General features: G+C 57.9%; 1 protein-coding gene. It reads left to right on the plus strand.

Translation table 11 applies throughout. The features are described from left to right. Positions 1–84 precede the first annotated feature (84 nt). On the plus strand, positions 85–475 hold a 391-nt coding region (locus FY251_RS21120), incomplete at its 3' end, for a response regulator (RefSeq protein WP_148416886.1).

Genomic DNA, 475 nt, shown 5'->3' on the forward strand with positions numbered 1-475 from the left:
GCCCGCGGCTGGTCGCGCAGTTGATTATCAAATACCTCAAGATAGGCGTCAACTACTTGCGTACTCTATCCCTGATAGCAAAGAATGGAGACGGAAGACTCGCTCTCAATACTCCATGTCGACGATGACGCGGCGTTGGGAGCCCTCGTCGAAACGTATCTCGAACGAGAAGACAGCGGCCTTGACTGTACTGTCACGACGGAGACGAATCCCAAGAACGCTCTCACGATGATTCGGTCTTCGGAGACGAATTTCGACTGTGTCGTCAGCGATTACAGCATGCCGGAGATGAACGGCATCGACTTCCTCGAAGCCATCCGGGAGACCCACCAGAAACTGCCGGTGTTGCTGTTCTCCGGGGAGGAGACCGGCGACGTCGCCGCCGAGATCATCCAGGCCGGCGTCACCGACTACCTCAAGAAGTCCGTCGGGACGGACCAGTACACGTCGCTCATCCGCCGGGTCGAACACGCCG

The organism is Haloferax sp. KTX1, assembly GCF_902410085.1.
Classification (GTDB): domain Archaea; phylum Halobacteriota; class Halobacteria; order Halobacteriales; family Haloferacaceae; genus Haloferax; species Haloferax massiliensis.